At 60.7% G+C, this 18,356-nt stretch carries 18 protein-coding genes; 13 read left to right on the plus strand and 5 right to left on the minus strand.

The window, feature by feature from the left end:
• Positions 1-137: 137 nt before the first annotated feature.
• Entirely contained in the window at positions 138-623 is a 486-nt protein-coding gene (locus LDO41_RS05585; RefSeq protein ID WP_223984207.1) for an SRPBCC family protein, read from the plus strand.
• 50 nt (positions 624-673) lie between these two features.
• Here the strand turns inward: LDO41_RS05585 and LDO41_RS05590 are convergent, their stop codons facing one another.
• Positions 674-1,291 carry a TetR/AcrR family transcriptional regulator gene (locus tag LDO41_RS05590; protein ID WP_223983019.1) on the minus strand — a complete coding sequence of 206 codons (618 nt, stop codon included), beginning with the start codon at positions 1,289-1,291 and terminating at the stop codon, positions 674-676.
• A 112-nt stretch (positions 1,292-1,403) separates the two neighbouring features.
• Here LDO41_RS05590 and LDO41_RS05595 point away from each other — a divergent pair, with 112 nt between their 5' ends.
• Genes LDO41_RS05595 through LDO41_RS05635 form a run of 9 tightly spaced genes read left to right on the plus strand, consistent with a single transcriptional unit; the run spans position 1,404 to position 9,212 of the window.
• Positions 1,404-2,696 carry an NAD(P)/FAD-dependent oxidoreductase gene (locus tag LDO41_RS05595; protein ID WP_223983022.1) on the plus strand — a complete coding sequence of 431 codons (1,293 nt, stop codon included), beginning with the start codon at positions 1,404-1,406 and terminating at the stop codon, positions 2,694-2,696.
• On the plus strand, positions 2,693-3,493 hold the full coding sequence (locus LDO41_RS05600; protein ID WP_223984215.1) for a DUF1365 domain-containing protein: 801 nt from the start codon (positions 2,693-2,695) through the stop codon (positions 3,491-3,493). Before LDO41_RS05595 ends, LDO41_RS05600 begins: the two co-directional genes overlap by 4 nt.
• Positions 3,490-4,755: an SAM-dependent methyltransferase gene (locus LDO41_RS05605; RefSeq protein WP_223983023.1), complete on the plus strand. Its 1,266-nt coding sequence runs from the start codon at positions 3,490-3,492 to the stop codon at positions 4,753-4,755. Before LDO41_RS05600 ends, LDO41_RS05605 begins: the two co-directional genes overlap by 4 nt.
• Positions 4,740-5,270, plus strand: a complete 531-nt coding sequence (locus LDO41_RS05610) for a chalcone isomerase family protein (protein WP_223983026.1) — start codon at positions 4,740-4,742, stop codon at positions 5,268-5,270. The genes LDO41_RS05605 and LDO41_RS05610 overlap by 16 nt, the downstream gene beginning before the upstream one ends.
• A complete protein-coding gene (locus LDO41_RS05615; protein ID WP_223983029.1) occupies positions 5,267-6,541 on the plus strand; it encodes an MFS transporter in 1,275 nt (424 codons plus the stop codon). The genes LDO41_RS05610 and LDO41_RS05615 overlap by 4 nt, the downstream gene beginning before the upstream one ends.
• Complete coding sequence (locus tag LDO41_RS05620) at positions 6,538-7,074, plus strand: DUF3833 domain-containing protein (RefSeq protein ID WP_223983032.1); 537 nt, start codon at positions 6,538-6,540, stop codon at positions 7,072-7,074. Before LDO41_RS05615 ends, LDO41_RS05620 begins: the two co-directional genes overlap by 4 nt.
• Positions 7,075-7,091: 17 nt before the next feature.
• The gene (locus tag LDO41_RS05625; RefSeq protein WP_223983034.1) at positions 7,092-7,877 is read left to right on the plus strand and encodes an SDR family NAD(P)-dependent oxidoreductase; all 786 of its coding nucleotides are present in this window, start codon (positions 7,092-7,094) and stop codon (positions 7,875-7,877) included.
• Positions 7,878-7,884: 7 nt separating this feature from the next.
• Positions 7,885-8,328: a nuclear transport factor 2 family protein gene (locus LDO41_RS05630; RefSeq protein WP_223983035.1), complete on the plus strand. Its 444-nt coding sequence runs from the start codon at positions 7,885-7,887 to the stop codon at positions 8,326-8,328.
• Positions 8,325-9,212: an alpha/beta hydrolase gene (locus LDO41_RS05635; protein WP_223983037.1), complete on the plus strand. Its 888-nt coding sequence runs from the start codon at positions 8,325-8,327 to the stop codon at positions 9,210-9,212. Before LDO41_RS05630 ends, LDO41_RS05635 begins: the two co-directional genes overlap by 4 nt.
• Before the next feature lie 136 nt (positions 9,213-9,348).
• Here LDO41_RS05635 and LDO41_RS05640 read toward each other — a convergent pair whose 3' ends face one another.
• The 3 genes from LDO41_RS05640 to cqsA all read right to left on the minus strand — a co-directional run bounded on the left by LDO41_RS05640 (position 9,349) and on the right by cqsA (position 13,597).
• Positions 9,349-10,770 carry a PIN-like domain-containing protein gene (locus LDO41_RS05640; protein ID WP_223983039.1) on the minus strand — a complete coding sequence of 474 codons (1,422 nt, stop codon included), beginning with the start codon at positions 10,768-10,770 and terminating at the stop codon, positions 9,349-9,351.
• 223 nt (positions 10,771-10,993) lie between these two features.
• On the minus strand, positions 10,994-12,298 hold the full coding sequence (locus LDO41_RS05645; protein WP_223983041.1) for a sensor histidine kinase: 1,305 nt from the start codon (positions 12,296-12,298) through the stop codon (positions 10,994-10,996).
• A 24-nt stretch (positions 12,299-12,322) separates the two neighbouring features.
• Positions 12,323-13,597, minus strand: coding sequence for an alpha-hydroxyketone-type quorum-sensing autoinducer synthase (gene cqsA, locus LDO41_RS05650; protein WP_223983043.1), 1,275 nt, complete (start codon positions 13,595-13,597; stop codon positions 12,323-12,325).
• A gap of 446 nt (positions 13,598-14,043) precedes the next feature.
• On the opposite strand from cqsA, the gene LDO41_RS05655 reads away from it, so the two are divergent.
• The 3 genes from LDO41_RS05655 to LDO41_RS05665 all read left to right on the plus strand — a co-directional run bounded on the left by LDO41_RS05655 (position 14,044) and on the right by LDO41_RS05665 (position 16,470).
• On the plus strand, positions 14,044-14,910 hold the full coding sequence (locus LDO41_RS05655; protein WP_223983045.1) for a CAP domain-containing protein: 867 nt from the start codon (positions 14,044-14,046) through the stop codon (positions 14,908-14,910).
• Positions 14,911-15,095: 185 nt separating this feature from the next.
• Positions 15,096-16,001, plus strand: coding sequence for a LysR family transcriptional regulator (locus LDO41_RS05660; protein WP_223983047.1), 906 nt, complete (start codon positions 15,096-15,098; stop codon positions 15,999-16,001).
• Positions 16,002-16,143: 142 nt separating this feature from the next.
• Entirely contained in the window at positions 16,144-16,470 is a 327-nt protein-coding gene (locus LDO41_RS05665) for a YciI family protein (protein WP_223983049.1), read from the plus strand.
• Between the two features lie 34 nt (positions 16,471-16,504).
• On the opposite strand, the gene lpdA is transcribed toward LDO41_RS05665, so the two are convergent.
• Entirely contained in the window at positions 16,505-18,310 is a 1,806-nt protein-coding gene (gene lpdA, locus LDO41_RS05670) for a dihydrolipoyl dehydrogenase (RefSeq protein WP_377741338.1), read from the minus strand.
• Positions 18,311-18,356: the final 46 nt, after the last annotated feature.

Genomic DNA, 18,356 nt, shown 5'->3' on the forward strand with positions numbered 1-18,356 from the left:
ACGCTTTGGAGACGAGGGAACTGTCGCACAGGACCTAGCAATCCACTACCGTAAATTAGAGGGGATAGGCGCCTTGGAGGAAAGGTATGATGGGCGTCTGGCGGCCGGCTGAAAAACTGAATATCGGAGCAGAGGAAATGACCGAGAACGTAACCGACAGCGCTGATCCCCGTGACCTTGTGATTAGTCGCGTCCTGCGCTCGCCGCCCGCTGCGCTGTGGCGCGTTTGGTCGGAGCCCGCACTGTTGAAAGAATGGTGGTGCCCCAAACCCTGGACGACCGAAGTTGTCGCCTTCGACCTGCAACCCGGCGGTGCCTTTCATACCCTCATGAAAGGTCCAGACGGGGGAGTCAGCGACAACCCGGGCAGTTTCCTCGAAATTGTTCCGCAATCGCGTCTGGTCTTCACCTCGCTGCTTACCGCAGGCTGGCGTCCGAACAAGCCCATGCTGGGTTTCACGGCGGTAATCAAGATGGAAGTCGAAGGCGAAGGTACCCGCTACACCGCCCACGTCATGCATCAGGACGAAGAAAGCCGCGCCACGCACGAACAGTACGGCTTCTTCGACGGCTGGAACACCGTCATCACGCAACTCGACGAGTTCGCGTACTCGCTTCGCTGAGTGTTTTCAGATGCTGAAGGGCGAGTCAGGGCATCACTTCCCTGCTTGATTCACACCTTCTTCACCCCAATCCCACCAAAGCAAACATCAAGCATATGGCTGACGATCGCTTCGTCATCGAGCTTCGCGTAGATCCGTAGATACTCCACAGCCGGATCGCAAGTGCGTGAGTAATAGCTGAACAGAATCACGTCATCGGGCAGGCTGGCATCGAGGGCGCCGGCTTTCTTCGCAGTCGCCACCAGCCCTTTCAGAATGCCGTTCAGCTTCAGCACTCGCGTGACATAGCGGAGGTTGCGCGTCAGCATGTCGCGCACACCGGGGCTGGTGGAAGGCAGGAACGGTAGTCCGCCACTGAGTCGTACCCTCAGCGCCCATTCCAGCAATGCACGCAGCCGCCCTACCGCGTCGAGATCCTCAGGCAGTTCTTCGAGGAACGAAAGCGCGCCGTCGATCAGGCGGATCATCGCCGCCCCAACCAGATCGTCCTTCGACTTGAAGTGCTTGTAGAGACTGGGCTTGGATATACCGACTTCGGTGGCCACGTCGTCCATGGTCATCAGGTCGAACCCCTTGCTCGCCAGAATGCGCGTGGCCGCATCCAGGATGGCGTCCTCCCGCAGCTGGAATGCCTGGTCCTTGAAGCTGAGCCTGCCGAAAATACTCATTAGTAAATCTCGCTACTATGTAGTAGTCTTCTTTCCGAAGCGGTAGCCTTATCTTAGCACCGGCGCCAAAAAGCGCACCGGAAAATGCACGAGAACATAGGGATGGCGGGTCGTGAAAGCCTATTACAGCACTCAGCAGGGTCTGCGTATTGCCGTCGTCGGCGCGGGGATTTCCGGGTTGGCCAGTGCCTGGCTGCTGTCCCGCCGCCATCACGTCGCACTGTTTGAAGCGGGCGATTATCTGGGCGGCCATACCAATACCGTGGATGTCACGCTCGATGGTCAGACCGCCCCGGTTGACACCGGCTTTCTGGTGTTCAACGAGCGCACCTACCCCAATCTCATCGCCATGTTCGACGCCCTTGGCGTCGCCTCGCACGCCAGCGACATGTCGTTCTCCGTGTCGATGGATCAGGGACGCGTGGAGTGGGCAGGAACCAGTCTCAACACCGTTTTCGCCCAGCGAAGGAACGCGTTCTCCCCCACGTTCCTGGGTATGCTGCGCGATATCGCTCGCTTCAATGGCTCGGCGCGCCGCAACCTGGCCCACGCGGACAATACCGGCTGCTCGCTCGGCGATCTGCTGGTGGCCGGCAATTACGGCCGTCCGTTTCGCCAGCAATATCTGTTGCCGATGGCCGCGGCGATCTGGTCATGCGCGGCGGCGGACGTCCTGCACTTCCCTGCCGCTACATTCCTGCGCTTCTGCCTGAACCACGCGTTACTGCAAATCAGCAATCGTCCGCAATGGCGCACGGTTGCGGGTGGCGGCCGCGAGTATGTACGGCGCATTGCTGCGCAACTGAATGACGTCCGGCTACGCTCACCGGTGCGCGCGATCCGGCGCGATGCTGACGGCGTCAGCGTGATGACGGACGAAGGCACGTCGCAGTTCGATGCCATCGTGCTGGCGACCCATGCGCCTGACACCCTGCGTATGCTGACCGATGCCAGCGATGCGGAACGCGACGTGCTTGGCGCCGTACGCTACGCGCCCAACGTCGCCATCCTGCACACCGACCCCACCCTATTGCCACGTCGGCCACGCGTATGGTCCGCCTGGAATTACCTTGGCGCGCAGCGCGACGACCTCTCGCGTGCGGTGTGTGTCAGCTATCTGGTGAACCAGTTGCAGCCGCTACCGTTCCGCACGCCAGTGGTCGTCACGCTCAACGCGTTTCGCGAACCGGCACCGGGCACCGAGTTGCGCCGCTTTCATTACGACCATCCACTGTTCGACCTGCGTGCCATTGCCGCGCAGCAGGCGCTACCCGCGCTGCAGGGTGAGCGCCGGACGTGGTACGCGGGCGCATGGACCGGCTACGGCTTTCATGAAGACGGCTTGAAATCCGCACTGCGCGTGGTCGATGACTTCGGCGCGCTACCAACATGGGCCACGCTATGAACCCGGTTGCGTGGTTGCTCCGTGCGCGCGTCATGCACGACCGCCTGCGGCCGGTGCGCAACCGCTTCGTCTATCCCGTGTTCTGCCTGAGGCTGAACGTTGACGCGCTGCCACAGCTTCAGCGCTGGTGGTTTGGCATCGACCGCGCACGTATCGTCAGCCTGCGCACGCACGACTACGGTCCACGCGACGGCAGCGACCTCGCCGTCTGGATGCGCGCGCGTCTGCTTGCCGCGGGGCTGCCGAACGATGGCGACATCTGGCTGCAGACGTTCCCCCGAATCTTCGGCTACGCCTTCAATCCGGTCAGCTTCTGGTATTGCCACGACCGCGAGGGTCATCTGCGCGCGTTAGTGGCCGAGGTGGCCAACACATTCGGCGGCCACCACGCTTATCTGATCACGGCGCCTGACCAGGGACCGATTCATGAGAGGACCGTGCTCTGTACGCGCAAATGCCTGCATGTGTCGCCGTTCAACGATGTGCGTGGCCATTACGCTTTTCATTTACGCGAAACCGAACACGCGTCGTTCGTCGGTATCGATTACTTCGATGATGACGCCCTGCTGCTGCGCACATCGATCGGCGGAACCAAGCATCCGCTGACCGGCATGGCAATGCTAACCGCCCTGCTGCGCCAGCCATGGCTCACGCTGTCCGTCATCGTGCGCATCCACTGGCAGGCCCTGCGACTTTGGCTACGCGGCGTGCCATTCCACGGCAAGCATCCGCCACTGCATCGCCCCGCGGAAGCTACGACCACGCCCGACTCCCCGCTCGACGATATTCGCCCATGACCCGCTCGATCTTCGGCCCTCGTGCCCTGCCTCAGACCGACCTTGGCGACGCGCCGCTGGCAGGCCGCGCATTCCTCGCGATGCTGACGCGCCTGACCGCGGGGCACCTCGTGGTCACGTTGCCCGATGGACGCGAGTCGATCTTTGGCGATCCACACGCATTGCCCGGCGCCCGGCTGGTGCTGCGCGACTGGCGTGCGTGCGGAAAGATCCTGCGCGCCGGCGACATCGGCTTTGCCGAGGCCTGGCGCGATCAATGGGTGGATAGCCCCGACCTTGTCGCGCTGATGCGACTCGCCATCCGCAACGAACCCGCGCTACCGCGGACCATCACGGGAACGTGGCTGGCACGGCGCTGGTATCAGCTGCGCCATCTGCTGCGCGGGAACACGCCACGAGGGAGTCGGCGCAATATCCACGCGCACTATGACCTCGGCAATGCGTTCTATGCGCTGTGGCTGGACGACACATGGTCGTACTCCGCGGCGCTGTTCGACGGCGATCCCAACCAGCCCTTACGCGATGCGCAGGAAGCCAAATACGCCCGTATCGTTGATGCACTGAACCTCCAGCCCGGCATGCGCGTGCTGGAAATCGGCTGTGGATGGGGTGGCTTCGCGCTGCATGCCGCACGCCGCGGCATCCATGTGCATGGCGTCACGATCTCGCCGGCACAACTGACATTGGCGCAGCAGCGCGTCACCGAGGCTGGCCTGCAGGACCAGATCACGCTCGAGCTGCGCGACTATCGCACGTTGACCGGATGCTACGACGCCATCGTGTCGATCGAGATGTTCGAGGCCGTCGGTCAGGCGTACTGGCGCACGTATTTCGATATCGTCCGCGATCGTCTGCGCCCGGGCGGCCAGGCGTTGATCCAATCCATCACGATCGCCGACGATCGCTTCGACGCTTATCGCGCGAGCAGCGACTTTATCCGCGAGTTTATTTTCCCCGGCGGCATGTTGCCGAGCCCGGAGCGTCTGGAGCGTGCCGCGGCGCGCTCCGGGCTGACGACGCATGATGTGCTCGCTTTCGGCGGCGACTACGCCGAAACACTGCGACGCTGGCGCCGGTCATTCACCGCCGCCCGCGATAACGTCGCGGCACTGGGCTTCGATCCCGCCTTTCTGCGCCTCTGGCACCTTTACCTGTGCTACTGCGAGGCAGGGTTCGACGAGCAGCGCACCGACGTGAAGCAATTCTTGCTCACGCGGGCAATTCCTGCTCACGCGGGAGACCTAGCGTGGCACGCCTGCTGATCGCGATCGCACTTGCCGCCGCCTCGCTGACATGCGCGGCGGGCGAGACGTGGCGCGAGGCCTTGCCCCAGTCGCCCGCACTGCGCATGATTGGCGAAGGCGAATACCGCTGGTTCGGCTTGCGCATCTACACCGCGCAACTATGGGCCGCACAGCCGTCCGTCACATTGGACACTCCGCTTGCGTTACAACTCACCTATGCACGGAACATTGCCGGACAGCGACTCGTCGACACCAGCATCGACGAGATTCATCGCATCCACAGCAGCACCGTATCGGACGCGACGCTGGCACGCTGGCGTGCCGCGCTTCTGCAAGTGTTGCCCGATGTCCGCACCGGCGACCGCATAACCGGCGTCTATCTGCCGGGCGAAGGGGCACGCTTCTACGCCGACGACCGCGCAACTGGCCAGATTGACGATCCGGCGCTGGCGCAAGCGTTCTTCTCGATCTGGCTCGATCCAGCCACGCGCGCACCAGCGCTACGCCGGCAGCTGCTGGGGCTATCGCAATGAAACAGCCCGACACGCGACGGCTTGCCGCTTACGGCGTACTTGGCTTGCCCCTGGCCATGGCCGCACTGCCCGTCTACATCCAGCTGCCCGCGTACTACACCACCCGGCTGGGCATGTCGCTATCGCTTGCCGGCATCGTTCTATTCGCCGCGCGACTGGTCGATACGGCCCAGGATCCATTGCTCGGCTGGTGGATCGACACGCTGGCCCGGCGCAACCTGCTGCGTCGCGCGATGTGGCTCGGCGCCGTGCTTCTGGCCGTGGCGTTCGCCGCCTTGTGGTGGCCGCCCATGCCGGGAGACCTGTGGCTGGCGGCATGGCTCGCCGCATCGCTGATCGTGGTGTATCTCGCGCACAGCCTGATCAACGTGGCGTACCTGGCCTGGGGCGCGCGCCTCGGCGATGGCCCGATCCTCGCCCGTGCTGCCGCCTGGCGCGAGGGTGCCGGACTGATTGGCGTGCTGCTCGCCAGTGCCTTGCCCGCGTGGCTGCTCGCCACGCCGAACGTAACGCCGCACATGGCGATGACGATCTTCGCGTCGCTGTTCGCAGTGCTGCTGCTCGCCGCGCTCTGGCTGCTGGTCCGCATCGCACCGCCCTGGCGCGCGACATCGATGGGTAGCGTTGCCACGCTGCGGATGCCATGGCGCGCGGTGCGCCACAACCAGGCGTTTCGGGCCCTGCTTGCGCCCTACTTTCTGAACGGCCTGTCCGTGGCGATTCCCGCGACGCTGGCCATCTTTTTTATCGAAGACGTGTTGGGTGCGCCTAATTGGGTCGCGCCCTGCCTCACGTTGTATTTCGTGGCGGGTGCGGTCGGCCTGCCGGGATGGGTATACGTAGCGCGCCGCATTGGGCCCATGCATGCGTGGCGCATGGCGATGTTGCTGGCCGTGGCGGCATTCGCGTGGGCGAGTCTGCTGGGCTGGGGCGATGTGCTGCCGTTTTTGCTGGTGTGCGCGCTATCGGGGCTGGCGCTGGGCGCGGACCTCGCGCTGCCACCCGTTCTGCTGGCCGCACGCATTCCCGCCAGCGAAGGGCCGGCCGTCTACTTCGGCGTCTGGACCTTGCTGGGCAAGCTCTGTCTGGCACTCGCGGGACTCACACTCCCTGTATTGGCGTGGCTCGGCTATCAGCCCGGCACACCAGCAAGCGGGTTCGCCCAGCATGCGCTGACGGGGATATATGCCGGCCTGCCGTGCCTGCTGAAGCTCGCTGCCATGGCGCTGCTGCGGACCGTCCCACATGCCTCACCGGAGCCATCGCGATGAACCGCCTTGCCAGATGGAGCGTAGCCGGCGCCGCCGCGCTATGCGTAGCGTGCTCGACGCCAGACGTTGCGAACTACGCCGATCAGCAACCTCGGCTCGACGTCGCCGCGTTCTTCGCGGGACGGACCGAAGCATGGGGCATGTTCCAGAAACGGAGCGGTGAGATCGTCAAGCGTTTCCATGTCGATCTGGAAGGCAAGGAGCGCGATGGCCGCTTCATTCTTGACGAGCAGTTTCGCTACAGCGACGGTTCGACACAACAGCGTACATGGACACTGACACGCGCCGCCGATGGCAACTGGGAGGGCACCGCACCTGACGTCGTGGGCAAGGCGGACGGGCGTGCCGCCGGCAACGTCCTGCGCTGGCGATACACACTGCAGTTGCCGGTCGACGGCAAGACCTACGACGTGCAGTTCGACGATTGGATGGTGCTGATGGACGACCGCACCATGATCAATCGCGCACGCGTCACCAAATTTGGCTTCGAGGTTGGGCAGGTGACGGTCTTCTTTCGTCGCCCGGCGCCCTGACTGATGCAGGAACCATCATGCACGGCTTCTCCCTGAATCCCCGTTGGACGGACTGGACCGGCAAACGGGTCTGGATCGTCGGCGCATCCAGCGGCATTGGTGCCGAGCTCGCACGCGCCATGCTGGCTCGCGGTGCGCGCGTAGCGGTGTCGGCGCGTCGTGCGGATGCACTGGTCTCCGTGATCGACGGCCATGTACAGGGCGTGGCCATGCCCATGGATGCATGCGTGCCGCACGACTGGGTGGCCACGCAGGAGGCCTTGTGCAAGCAGTGGGACGCCGTGGATATGGTCGTCTTCTGTGCGGCCGAATATCGGCCCCTGCGCCCGTGGCAGATCAACGCTGACGAGGCGCGTCGTACCATCGAGACCAACCTGAGCAGCGTCTACTACGGCCTGGCCGCCGTGTTGCCGGCCATGATGTCGCGCCGTGCGGGGAGCGTGGTGCTGCTAGCCAGCGTGGCCGGCTATCTGGGCCTGCCGAATGCCACCATTTATGGCCCGACCAAGGCCGGCATGATCAACCTCGCCGAGCTGCTTTATGCGGAACTGCATCCGCATGGACTTGGGGTCTATCTGGTCAACCCCGGTTTTGTGAAAACCCGACTGACGGCGCGCAACGATTTCACCATGCCGGCGCTGCAAACCCCTGAAGCCGCGGCGGCAGCCATCCTGTCCGGGCTGGCGCGCGGCCGCTTCGAGATTGCATTTCCCTCGCGATTCACACGTTCCATGCGCCTGCTCAGCATGCTGCCCTATGGATTGCGCCTGACGCTGCTACAGCGCCTGATGAAGACATCCTGACCATGCCATGAACTCCTTCGCCGATCATCCGGACCGTCTGACGCCGTTACTCGAGTGGTACGCCTCGCTGTCGCCGCAGTCTCTGCATGACATCGCACGTTTCTACGCCCCCGATGCGCACTTTGTCGATCCCTTCAACAGCGTGCGCGGCCACGCCGACATTCGCGCTTTGTTCGAGCATATGTTCGAGACCGTCGATGCTCCGCGCTTTTTTATTCAAAGCCAGTTAGCCGGAGGTAACCAAGGCTTCGCGACGTGGATCTTCTCGGGCACGGTACGTGGGAGCGCCTTTTCCGTTCCAGGCAGTTCGCATCTCCGCTTTGCCAACGACGGGCGCGTGAGCGTGCATTGCGATTACTGGGATGCGGCCGCGCTATGGAGTCAGTTGCCGCTGATTGGCGGCCCGGTGCGCTGGCTGCAACAGCGCTTTGCCGCGCCAGCCTCGCAATGAGCGCCCGGATGCTACGGTTTGCCGCAGCACTGTCGTCGCTGCTGGCGATCAGCGGTTGCTCAACGACGGACGCACTCAACGCGCTGACTTCTTCCGGCGACTATACGCGCCACGCTGATATCGCCTACGCGACCCGCCATCGCACGAAGCTTGATGTCTACGTGCCGCGTGTGCTCGCGTGTGGCGACAAGGCGCCCGTCGTGGTGTTTTTCTATGGCGGGACGTGGAACACGGGATCGCGCGGCGACTATGCCTTCGTCGCCGCCAGCTTTGCGCGCCACGGCATCCTGACGGTGATTGCCGATTACCGCCTCTACCCCGAGGTCACGTATCCCGATTTTCTGGTCGACAGCGCAAAGGCCGTGGCGTGGACACTGCGAGGGATTGGCGGATATCAGGGAGATCCTGCCCGCGTCTTCGTCATGGGACACAGCGCGGGCGGCTATAACGCAGCCATGCTTGCGTTGGATGCACGCTGGCTGGAAGGCGCCGGCGCCCGGCCATCTCAATTGCGTGGCTGGATTGGCCTGGCGGGGCCGTACGACTTTCTGCCGATCGAGAATCCCGACGCGAAGCCGGTGTTCCATCACCCCAACTATCCCGCAGGCACCCAACCGATCGATCACGTGACAAGCCAGTCCCCACCCGCGTTTATCGGGGTCGATACCGGTGACCGACTGGTCAATCCGCAGCGTAATTCAGCGCAGATGGCTCAGAAACTGCGCGCCGCCAACGTGCCAGTCACGTATCGCGAATACGGGCATCTGTCCCATCCCCTGCTGATTGGCGTGTTCGCCGGACCATTGCGCTGGTTGTCTGAGGTCAGCGACGATGTGCCGGAATTTGTTTTAGCCAATGGCGCTTGCACAACCTTCAACGAATAACTAGCGGCAATGCGCTCGGGGCTCCGGCCGCCAATACCCATGCCCCCTGCGGCGACGCGCTGATCATCGCAATCGATCCGGTCCGCTGATTGAATATGCGCAAAGCGCGGCGTGAATGAAAGTCAAAGCATCGCGATCAAACAAACATCCGCAGCGGTATGAGCAGATCGACGATGAACTTGCCGCCAGTATCCGTCACGTCGATACCGACGCCTTCGTGGGACAGTGACTTAGCCACACCCGCTAATCCCGTCTTACCCTCAAGACCATCAAACAACTCCCGGCGCGAGGAAAACCACTGCGCTGCGAACTGCGCCTTCAGCGGCTTGCGGTTTTTAAAACGCAAACGAACCAACCCATTTTCTTCGTTTGCACTTACGCCCACGCGCTTGTCTGTGCCATGTTGAAATCCATTGGCCAAAATTTCCAATACGGCACGAAAAAAAATACCGCGACTACCTCGCACCGATCGCATGCGATTAGCGGATTCGTTGAACACAATACGTAGCTCTGGAAAATATTCTGCGGTCGCCAAAATCATCTCCTTGATACTAAAAGAATCGATCGGAGACGACTCTCTTACCAATTTATTGGACTCGATCAATTCCTCCGCTTCGCTGATTGAAGAGTCCTTGATCTTGGCATCGAGATATGTTTTGGCGTACTGTAGAAAGCTGGATGTGTCGTACATGTGAAATGCTTCCAACGAAGGCGCATCTCTATAAATCTCATCCAGCAACTCCCTCCGTGGCCCAAGCCGCTTGCCGCGCTCTTCCGCCCACCAGTCCTCCTTCACATCGCCCGTTACTAGAACCACGTATTTTAGATTTTCCGATTGAGCCTTATTTATAATTTCCTTCCACAAAATAATATCTCCAAATTTCCTTACATATCGCGCGCCATCGAACGAATAGAAACCACTCTTTTTTTCGTCCTTGAATCCCGGCGGAATCTTATCTTTATAACGGGCATCACCTTCCTTACAAATTTCTTCTAGTTTTTTTTGATCAAAAGTCTCCCCGATTTTTCCACCAAAAATATCGAAAACCAAGTCCTTTATAGGATCCGTGTCATTAACATCTGCATGCCGCCCTTCCAAATTATTTATTTCTGTCAAAAAATCTGACATAAATTTAACGCTTTGTTTTATATTATCTCTGGTGATATACCGATCCGGGTCTATTACTGAATGCCTCCTTCTTAACTTGAGCTGCTCCAATTCAGTGATAAGCCCCTCTCCAGCTACTTCATATTCAGAAATCGCTTTTGTTACAAGCTCCCTTACCTTTGAGAATTTGTTTTTTTGATCTGAAATAGCATCCAGTCTGTTACTCAAGAACTCCAATGCAACTTGAAATCCCGTCCAAATTCTACCGTTGAACCGTTCGTTTCTGAGCACATTAATCAGATCATTTTTTGCTGACTGAGGAAGCCGATACAAATCCAATAGGACATTTGCATCGAAAACGAAAAGGCCGGCCTCCCATATGTCCTTGAAATTAATCTGATCAGGGCCGCGATGAATTTTAAGTAGTTTTTCTACGTTTTCGTTACTCATTAAATTAACTGTTTTTGTATTTGAATAAATTGATACCGAAATTTCGTAGATCGCGGGAAGCTCAGAAAAGCGAACTCTCGACGTATCACTCTAACTGGCATCATGCCCGCATCAGGGTCCTGCACCTCTTCGACGACGTAACTCAACGGCTCTTCAGAACCAAAGTTTGACATGCCATGATGAGTTTCACCGCAGGTTGCACACTAGAAAGTGAATGTCATCACTACGAACTCAACCTCGGAAACTGAAGTTCGAACTCCGTAAACTCGAACTCCACCGATCTGCAGGCGATCGAGGCGCCCCAGCTTCTGAGGACATCGCGGCAAAACGCCAATCCGATACCCGTGCCGCGATCTGCCGGATAGGAGAAGAACGGCTGGAACATCTTTGCGAGCACGAGCGGCGAGACACCTGTGGCGGTATCTCGAAACAGGATAAAGACGCCATCTTCCCTCGTCTCGCATCGAATGCGGATCTGGCCCTTGCCGGCCCGCTTGATCGCCTCGAGCGCGTTCTTGGTCAGGTTCGTGATGACCAGTTCGAACAGTTGGGCGTTGCCCATGACCAGCGCATGCCCGCATTCCTCGATGGTCACCACATCCCGGTACGCGGGCTCGAATGGAAATCTGGCAATGCTGTCGCGAATCGAGCCGTTCAGATCGAACGCCTCTTGTCTGGCCGACTTTGGGTCCTTCGAGTTCGCCACCAGCAATTCGATACTGTTGCTGACATACGCAACATCAGTCTGTAGCCGCGCAACGGCCTGGAGCAGCGCCTCGCATTGTTCCGATTGCGCATCGAGAACCGTCGGCAAACGATTCTTCAACCCAGCGGCTGTCATCGTCAGACTTGCCAGCGGCGTTCGCAGCTCGTGCGCAACCGTGGCCAGTGCGACCGCCATCCCTCGACGCTTCTCTTCCAGAAGCAACTGGCGGTCGAGCTTGATGACAATAAGAACGGCGATGACGAACGCGATGATCGGCAACTGGAGCAGCAATGGCTGCCATGGAATTCCGCTGAGCGAGTGCCCTGCCAATACAAACATCACAAACGCACCGACGGCCCCGGAGAGGAGCGCCACCGTCGCGAAGGCTGAACTGAAATGGTAGAGCACCACAACAGCAATGATCACGGACTCCGCCCAAACCAGCGAGCCATGATTCTCTAAATACAAGAAGATAAATGCGAACGGCATGCCCACGGTGATCGCGAACAGCGCGTAGGTTGGCAACCATCGTTTGTGCGAGAGTGCCGAGGCAAACAGCAACGGGACGAACAGCGCGGTACAGATCAGTCTTAGCCAGAGATTCTCGTAAGCCTGAGGGAAGACGTAAGACCAGATGACGAAATACAGCGGATGCCCGATAACCCCGAGTGCGCCCACCATCTGAATCCGACGCAGACGCACCACGCTTTCCTCGTCCAGAAGCGTGGTTCGCGATGCGGTTTCGAATACGGCGCGCCTTGCACTCTTCGCCAGCCGTGTCGCAACGGATTCTGCGCCGGCCTGCTCTCGCGTTGCTTCCATGTCCAGCGTCGACTCCTAGAGGGATTATGGCTGTGCTCCGCTTGCTGGACTGGATGGACCGCGGCGCGCCCTGCGCGTTGAGGACCATTCGTCCAGCCTGACTTCATCTCGGATCGCCGCCAGAACTGTAACCAGACGCTCGATTTCAGAGGCAGTCAGTTTCGCATGCAGCGTAAGGCGCATCAATGCCCTATTTTTGGGGGTAGCAGGCGAACAGAAAACCGCGCCGAAGATGCCATGTCGTTGCAAGGCATTCCGCAGCACCATGACCTGTGGTTCGGTCCCGGCCTCGAGCCCGATGATCTGCTCGGACCCGTCGCTGATGTTGTATCCCAGCTCTGTAATGGCAGCTCTGGTCGATCGGGTAATGGCATGCAACTGCTGGCGGCGGTCCTCGGCCTGGGCAATGAAATCTGCGGCGGCGTCAAACCATGCAATCTCATGGCGCAACAGGCCGGAGCTGAAAATGGCCGGACGGGCCTCGACGGCAAAGAAATCCTTGAACTGGGTCGAGCACGCGACATAGCCGGCGCGCCCCCCGAACGCCTTGGCAAGCGAAGCCGTACGGAAATGGACGCGTTCGGACAGGCCCAGCGCAGGCACCAAGCCGCCGCCAAAGGGCCCGTGGGTTCCCAGCGAGTGGGATTCATCGACGACCAGGACAGAACCCGTGGTTTCAGCGACCCGGACAAACTCCTCTATCGGGGCAACGCTTCCGGTCGTGCTGTAGACCGAGTCCACCATGATCACCCCCGGTCCGATACGCTCGATCTGGCGTTCCGCGTGGGCGAAGTCATTGTGTCGGATCGGTACGGCCTGAGCGCCCGCGGCACTGATACCTTCCCACAGCGACGCGTGCGCATTCATGTCGATGTACACCGGCACGCCGGGCCCGGCAATACATTGCACCAGCCCCACGTTGGCAGCCCAACCGGATTGCGCAATCAGGCCGTCCTCAGCGTCCATCAGCGCCGCGAGCTTGCGCTCGAGCCGCTGCTGGGGCGTATCGCCGTGGCGAAACACGGAAGACATCAGCAATTCCGGTTGCTCATCGAGCATTGCCCGCGCTTGGGCTTCCACCAACTTCCGTTCCCCGAGCAGACATAGATAGTCATTGCTGCTCAGATGCAGCGCATCCGGATTTGGAGTGCGACCGTGCAGTAAATGATCCCCTCCCCATAGCTTTTCCAATCGGTCAACAAAGTGGGTATCCATCCGTTTCGTTATCCACGCCGGTAGGGGCGCGGACACACAACTGACAGAATTTGTTAGTTTTTCTTGAGGATCGGCAAGCAGCATTCGTTAGGCTCCAAGGGGGGAGAACGCCAAGGGGGGCACAGATACAACGTCGGAGAGAGCTTGAGGCTTACCGTCAAAATCCACAGCGCCCGCGCACTCTAAAGGGACTCGTGAAGCGGCCCCCGCGCGATTAAGCGTCGTCAATTTGCAACAACAGACGGCAATTTACATTCGAGACGCGACTAAAAAAACTTCCTGCGTAACCGTTAATTCGAGACGGCACTTCAGCTATTTGGTCAAGAACACGCAGAAGAATGAACAAAAAAGCGTTCTGTACGGCGGCGCTTGCTGCAAGCGCATTGTGGAGCGGTGTGGCTGCGGCCTCCGCGACTGTCAGTGAAACTCCTTCAGCCGCTCAATCTACGGCAGCGCCCGCGGACCTCGCTCTTCAGATAAGCGTAGGCGAGCCTAGCTACGCCGCGGGCTCGGGGCACCTGGCCTTGTTTATGGCCATCAATTCGCTACGGCAAGAGCTTGGCGTTGGCCTGCTCAGGCAGGATACAAGCCTCGACACTGCGGCGCAGGCCCACGCGGCTTACCTGAGCAGCAACAATCTATCCCAGCACGACGAGGCGGCCGAACACCCGGATTTTTATGGCGCCAGCCCGCTGCTACGGGCGCGCAAGGCTGGCGCACCTGCGGCACAGTGGGTTGGCGAGGCGGTTGCCGCTGCCAAAGGCGGTAACGACAACGATATCGGCCAACGATGTTTCCGCCAGTGGTATCACACGGTCTACCACTTGCAGTCGCTGGTTGGCAATCAGGAGTCGGTCGGGGTCGGATATAGCCAGAGGGGCAGCCTCGGCCTGAACCTGTGCGTGCTGAATTTTGGCACGCTCACCGCAGCGCAGGCGGATCCCGCACCGAATGGGGTGCCCTATGTCGGTGGGCAGCAGTTCGACGCGAAGACCATTGTCACGGTGCCCCGCAGCGGTGAAACGGATGTTGATCCGAGCTTCAATGGCGACAGCGAATCGCCAGATCCTGCGCCGGACCTCAAAACGCCAGGTCGTCCGCTGATGGTCTATGCGAACGGCGCGTTTGGGGAGGTGTTATCCGTTGGCGCGTTCAAGGTGGTGGATTCCAGCGGAGCGGAAGTGCCAGCGCGGTTGCTGGTGTCTTTGGGGGCAAAGGCCAGCGGTTCAGACGGTGTGGCTGACGCCTTTGTGCGAAACAATGCGGCATTCCTGCTGCCAATCGCGCCGCTAGCGGCAAGGGAGACCTACACCGCCACATTTTCTGGCACGCGGGCTGGCACGCCGGTGAACCTCTCGTGGTCGTTCAAGACGGCTCGGGCGTCCGCTCAGTGGTGACAAAAGCAACTTAAGAGGCACAAGATAATTGATTTTGAGCAGCGCGAGCGATTTGTAATCGATTTTGAGCAGCCGTAATCGATTTTGAGCACTTGGCGGCGATCGTAAGCGTTTTTGTGCAACTTTCGGTGCCGCTGTGCAGCCGCACGACAAGATAATTGATTTTGTGCACCGGGAGAAGATCGATGGACCGGATCGATGTCATGCGGTTGTTCATTCGCGTTGTCGAGACTGGCAACTTCTCGAAGGCCGCGCGGGCTGCGGGGATTAGTCAGCCGACGGCTAGCAAGATTGTTGCGGGTCTTGAGGAGCGGTTGGGGGCGCAGTTGTTGCATCGGAGCTCTCGGCTTTTGAGCCTTACCGAGGCGGGGCAGAGCTTCTATGAAGGGGCCATCGAGGTTGTTGAGCGCGTGGATGAGGTGGAGTCGCGCGTGGTTGGTGGTGAGGCGGCGCCTGCTGGGGTGGTGCGGGTGGCATTGTCACCGGCGTTTGGGCGCATGCAGATCGTTCCTTATCTGCCACAGTTCTTCGCGCGGTATCCCGATGTGTCCGTTGAGTTCAGTGTGGACCAGCGTTACGTCAACCTCATTGAAGCTGGTATTGATCTGGCGATTCGTATCGGGCCGCTGGCGGACTCTACCGAGATTGCGCGGCAGGTTGGGAGTACGCAGTACGCTACCGTGGCGGCGCCGGGTTATGTCGAGCGCGCCGGCGTTCCGCGAACGGTTGAGGATCTGGCGGACCACCATTGCATTGCCATGATGTCGCGGGATGTGCCGCGGCCCTGGCCATTTGCTTGTCCTGGCGGCGCGATTGAACATGTGCCGATGGGGCCGGTGCGGAGCAATGACGCGGAATACGTGCGGGCTGCCGTGCTTGCCGGGCTGGGGATTGGGCATAACGCCGGCTGGTTGTATGCGCGTGATATTGCGGAAGGCAGGCTGACACCTCTGCTCGAAGACTTCCGACCCGCGCCGTTTCCTATCAGCGCTGTTTGGCCCGGTAGTCGGCGACTGCCCGCGCGCACGCGGGTGTTTGTGGATTTCCTTGCGGAGTTGTTCGCGGCAGACCCGCTTCTCGCGATTCGATAGACGACCCGCTAAACCATTCGGCGTTGGCATACGTGCTATGCCGCCCCACCCTCTACCGCTCCCGCCCTCACCGCCCTATCTTGTTTCCAACGCGCCCGGAATCGTTCCGGCGCATTCCAGACAAGTCTGCAAGGAGTGGAAAATGGTTGACGAAAACGGCCCGCATTATTTTGTCGCGTTCCAGACGCCGGGCCCGAAGTGGGTACCGGGCGTGAAGTACAACGAGCAGCCCGACTTCGGTGTCCACGTGGCCTACATGATCGACATGCACGACAAGGGCCTGACCGTGCTGAGCGGCCCGTTTATGAAAGAAGCCGGCGGCCTCGCCGGTGTGCTGGACGATGGCGGCATGACCATCTTCAAGGCGAAGGATCTCGCCGAAGCGACCAAGATCGCGACGGACGATCCGACCGTACAGTCGGGCCTGCTCAACGTCGAGGTCAAGATGATGTGGGTGCCGTTTCACTGATCTTGCCGATCGCGTGAGCGGGCACCCCCAGCCCTTACATATTCAACGAACGCTTGCGCACGGCCAGTGCCGCCTCGCGCATCGCCTCCGGCAGAGACGGATGCGCGTGGCTGATCATGCCGATGTCTTCAGACGCAGCCTTGAACTCCATGGCCACCACAGCCTCGGCGATCAGGTCCGAGGCGTTGGTCGACACGATATGCACGCCGAGGATCTCGTCGGTCTTCGCATCGGCGAGCATCTTCACGAAGCCTTCAGCGTGCCCGAGGCCAAGCGCGCGGCCGTTCACGGCCATCGGGAACTGACCCGCGCGATACTCGCGGCCTTCGGCCTTGAGCTGCGCCTCGGTCTTGCCGACCCATGCAATCTCGGGCTCGGTGTAGATAACCCACGGGATGCAGTTGTAGTCGATATGCGGCTTCTGGCCGTCGATGACCTCGGCGACCAGCACGCCTTCATCTTCCGCCTTATGCGCGAGCATCGGCCCGCGTACTACGTCACCGATGGCATAGATGCCCGGCACCGACGTGCGGCAGTGGTCGTCCACGGGAACAAAACCGCGTTGATCGGCGGCCAGGCCCACCTGATCGAGCCCAAGGTTATCGGTGTTCGGCACGCGGCCAATCGACACGATCAGGCGATCCGCTTCCAGCTTGTGGTCCTTACCGTCCTTGTCCTGATAGGCAATCTTGACGCCCTTGCCCGTGGCCGAGATCTCGCCAATCTTCACGCCAAGCTCAATCGTCAGGCCCTGCTTCTTGAAGCTCTTGGCCGCTTCTTTCGCGACGCCTTCGTCGACGGTCGGCAGGAACGACGGCAGCGCTTCCAGTAGCGTGACTTCGGAGCCGAGGCGGCGCCATACCGAACCGAGCTCGAGTCCGATCACGCCCGCGCCGATCACCGCGAGGCGCTTTGGCACCGAATCGAATGCCAGCGCGCCCTCGTTGTCCGACACGATCTTGTTGTCCACCGGCACATTCGGCAGATGGCGAGCCTTGGAGCCCGTGGCGATGATCACATCGCGCGCGGTATGCGACTGGGTTTTACCGCCTTCCGTCACCTCGACCACAAACGCGCCATCGGCCGCCCGCTTGCCGAACTTGCCATGGCCCTTGAGCCAGGTGACCTTGTTCTTCTTGAACAGGAATTCGACGCCGCCCGTGAACTTGTCGACGATCGCGTCCTTGCGCTTGAGCATTTGCGGCAGATCCAGCGACACGCCCTGCACGCGAACGCCGTGCTCGGCCATGCCATGCTGCGCCTGCTCGAAGTTCTCCGACGAGGCCAGCAAGGCCTTGCTCGGGATGCAGCCGACGTTGAGGCAGGTGCCGCCAAGGCGCGGCTTGCCGGCGCCATCGAGCCATTCTTCGACGCATGCCACACGGCGGCCAAGCTGGGCGGCACGGATCGCGGCGATATACCCGCCCGGTCCGCCACCGATCACGATCACGTCGTAATCGACCTTGGCCGCGGCGCTGACAGCCGGTGCAGCAGCCGATGCGGCAGGAGCGGGCGCGGCGGCCGAAGCTGCGGGTGCCGGGGCCGCAGCCGCCGGAGCGGAAGCCGGCGCAGCAGCCGGAGCCGCCGCAGTCGCCTTACCCTCAGTATCGACCACCGCAATCACCTCATCTGCGCGCACCGTGGCCCCATCGGGCTGCACGATCTTTACCAATACGCCTGCGCCGGGGCTCGGCACTTCCAGCGTTACCTTGTCCGTCTCGATCTCGATGAGGATCTCATCCTGTCCGACCGCTTCGCCGACCTTCTTCTTCCATTGAAGCAGGGTCGCTTCCGCTACCGATTCGGAGAGCTGGGGAACCTTCACATCGATCGTTGTCATGGTCATCCTCGTTGTTGTGTCGCGCGACGAAAACAGCTTCAGCCCG

The sequence above is a fragment of the Cupriavidus pampae genome, assembly GCF_914271485.1.
GTDB classification, from domain to species: domain Bacteria; phylum Pseudomonadota; class Gammaproteobacteria; order Burkholderiales; family Burkholderiaceae; genus Cupriavidus; species Cupriavidus pampae.